The following is a 2,570-nucleotide window of genomic DNA, read 5'->3' as shown; positions in this document are numbered from 1 at the left end:
TGTGTAGGGCGGTGACAAAACCATCCACTGGAGCGTCGGCGTCGTGCTGATGCGGGCGGCGCAAAAGCCGGCCAGTGGAGAAGCTTCTCTTTCGAGAGGAGCTGGGGATGTTTGCCGTGGAAGTCTACGCGGCCGTTCGGCAGTTCGTGTTCATCGAGGGCAACTCTCGGCGTGAGGCAGCTCGCGTGTTCGGGCTGAGCCGAGAGACGATCGCCAAGATGTGCCGGTTCTCTCTGCCGCCGGGCTATACGCGCTCGAAGCCGGTCGAGAAGCCGAAGCTTGGGCCTCTTCTGCCGGTGATCACAGCCATCCTGGAGGCTGACCGGACTGCGCCGGTCAAGCAGCGGCACACGGCCAAACGGATTTTCGAGCGGCTGCGCGACGAGCACGGCTATACCGGCGGCTACACGGTGGTGAAGGACCATGTCCGGATCTGCCGGGCACAGGGGCGGGAGACCTTCGTGCCGCTCGCCCATCCGCCCGGCCATGCCCAGGTCGACTTCGGCGAGGCGGTGGCCACGATCGGCGGCGTGCGCCGGAAGATCCATTTCCTCTGCATGGACCTGCCGCACTCTGACGCCTGCTTTGTGAAGGCGTATCCACGGGAGACGACTGAAGCCTTCCTCGACGGGCATGTCGCCGCCTTCGCCTTCTTCGCGGGCGTGCCGCTGTCGATCCTGTACGACAACACCAAGATCGCGGTGGCCAAGATCTGCGGCGACGGACGGCGCGAGCGCACCCGCGCCTTCACCGAGCTGGTGAGCCACTACCTGTTCCGGGATCGCTTCGGGCGTCCGGGCAAGGGCAACGACAAGGGCAAGGTCGAAGGGCTGGTCAAGTTCGCCCGGTCCAACTTCATGACCCCGGCCCCGGAGGCCGCCTCGTTCGAGGCGCTGAACGCCGATCTGGAGCGCCGCTGCCGGGCACGGCAGGACGAGCGCACTGGTCGGCAAGCTGAGAGCATCGGCACGCGGCTCCTAGCCGACCGCGCGGTCCTGCGAGCCCTGCCGGCGGTCCCGCTGGAGCCATGCGAGACGCGGGCAGCGCGCGTCTCCTCGACCGCGTTGGTGCGCTACCACGGCAACGACTACTCGGTGCCCACGGCCTACGGCTTCCGGGACGTGCTGGTGAAGGGCTTCGTCGACGAGGTCGTGATCCTGTGCGGTGGGATCGAGATCGCCCGGCACACGCGCAGCTACGGCACCGGCGTGTTCGTCTCCGATCCGTTGCACTACCTCGCCCTGATCGAGATCAAACCGAACGCCCTCGACCAGGCCGCCGCGCTGCAGGGCTGGGATCTGCCCGAGGTGTTCCAGCACCTGCGCCACCTTCTCGAGGCGCGCATGGGCAACCGGGGCAAGCGCGAGTTCATCCAGGTGCTGCGCCTGATGGAAGCGATGCCCAAGGACGTGGTGGCCGCAGCCGTCACGGAGGCGATCCGGCTCGGGGCGATCGGCTTCGACGCGGTCAAGCTGATTGCGCTGGCCCGGCTCGAACGCCGGCCGCCCCGGCTCGACTTGGCAGCCTATCCGCACCTGCCCAGAACCTCGGTGCGGACCACCGTGGCCGCCGACTACGCCGTGTTGGTGCCCGAGGTGGCAGCATGAGCCCGACGCGCGACGAGACCACGCCGGGCGTCCTGCTGGCTCACCACCTCAAGCAGCTCAAGCTGCCCACGGTGCTGCGTGAGTACGACAAGGTTGCCCGCGAGTGCGCTCAGAGCGGTCTCGACCACCCGCGTTACCTGCTGCGGCTGGTCGAGCTGGAGCTGATCGACCGCGAGCGGCGCTTGGTCGAGCGTCGGATCCGGGCAGCACGCTTCCCGGCGGTGAAGAGCCTCGACACCTTCGACTTTGCCGCGATCCCGAGCCTGAACAAGATGCTTGTGCTGGAACTGGCGCGCTGCGGCTACATCCTCAGCCGAGAGAACGTGATCGCGCTCGGCAACTCGGGCACCGGCAAGACCCACATTGCCTTGGCTCTCGGCCTGGCGGCCTGTCAAAAGGGCTTCCCGGTCACGTTCACCACCGCGGCCTCGCTGGTCAACCAGCTCCTGGAGGCGCGCGACGAGCGCCGCCTGCTCAGGCTTCAGCGTGAGCTGGCCGCGGTGAAGCTCCTGATCGTCGACGAACTCGGCTACGTGCCGCTGTCGTCGACGGGGGCGGAGTTGCTGTTTGAGGTGTTCTCCCAGCGCTACGAGCGCGGCTCGACCGTGGTGACCTCGAACCTGCCGTTCGAGGACTGGACGTCAGTTCTGGGCTCGGAGCGGCTCACCGGTGCGTTGCTCGACCGGCTGACCCACCACGTCAGCATCTTGAGCCTGAATGGCGACAGCTACCGCCTCAAAGCCTCCCGCAGCCGGCGCGGCCGCCTCGGCGCGGCGGAGCAAAACCAGGCCAGTGCCGATCCCCACGATCCCGAGACTGGCGAGGTCCTGCCGACCTGACCCTGACGATGAATTACGAAGGCTGAAGGGGCTCGCTCAGGCGTCTTCAGTGTTCAGCCCGCCAGTCGCCAGTGGCCTAGTTTTGCTCCGCCCCGGCGGCCTGAAATTGGACCGCCCTTTACAC

General features: G+C 67.3%; 2 protein-coding genes. Both read left to right on the top strand.

Annotated elements, in window-relative coordinates:
• Positions 1–107: 107 nt before the first annotated feature.
• Positions 108–1,607 (top strand): IS21 family transposase, encoded by a 1,500-nt coding sequence (istA, locus tag MFF61_RS32240; protein ID WP_238241768.1) that lies wholly within the window; start codon positions 108–110, stop codon positions 1,605–1,607.
• Positions 1,604–2,446 (top strand): IS21-like element helper ATPase IstB, encoded by an 843-nt coding sequence (gene istB, locus MFF61_RS32235; protein ID WP_238241767.1) that lies wholly within the window; start codon positions 1,604–1,606, stop codon positions 2,444–2,446. Before istA ends, istB begins: the two co-directional genes overlap by 4 nt.
• Positions 2,447–2,570: the final 124 nt, after the last annotated feature.

Origin of the sequence: Methylobacterium isbiliense (genome assembly GCF_022179325.1) — a bacterium.
GTDB lineage: Bacteria > Pseudomonadota > Alphaproteobacteria > Rhizobiales > Beijerinckiaceae > Methylobacterium > Methylobacterium isbiliense.
This window is presented reverse-complemented; position numbering and strand designations above follow the sequence as displayed.